Annotated in this window: 1 protein-coding gene; it reads left to right on the plus strand. The window is 56.5% G+C overall.

Features of this window, described 5'->3' with window-relative positions; translation table 11 throughout:
- Positions 1–506 (plus strand): RHS repeat-associated core domain-containing protein (locus tag BZK31_RS28270; protein ID WP_208617250.1); only part of this gene is annotated, 506 nt, incomplete at both ends.

Here is a 506-nt window from a genome sequence, read left to right on the forward strand (position 1 = left end):
GTTCGTGGAGCGGATACGAACAGCCGGGACAGAACAGCCTGTACATCTACGAGCCCGGCAGCTATGCGCCGCTGGCGCGTGTCGACCAGCGCGAAGCCGAAGCCGAAAACACGCTTTACTACTTCCACACCGACCAGATCGGCACGCCACTGGAGATGACCGACACCGACGGCCAGATCGTCTGGCAGGCGACGTACAAGGCGTGGGGAAGCCTCGAAGCGCTGACCGTGAACGAGGTCGAGCAGAACCTGCGGTTTCAGGGGCAGTATTTTGATGAAGAGACGGGGCTTCACTACAACACGTTCCGGTATTACGATCCGGAGGTGGGCCGGTTTATTGCGCAGGATCCGATTGGGTTGGCGGGTAGCGTAAACGTCTATTTTTATGCTCCTAGTCCTAACAATTGGATTGATCCATTGGGCTGGTGTTCGACAAAGCTAGGCAATAACATGGGTCACAGATCCGGCGACGGAATGGCTAACCATCACCTAGGGATTCTCCGAACA

Source organism: Pseudomonas floridensis, assembly GCF_002087235.1.
GTDB classification, from domain to species: Bacteria; Pseudomonadota; Gammaproteobacteria; order Pseudomonadales; family Pseudomonadaceae; genus Aquipseudomonas; species Aquipseudomonas floridensis.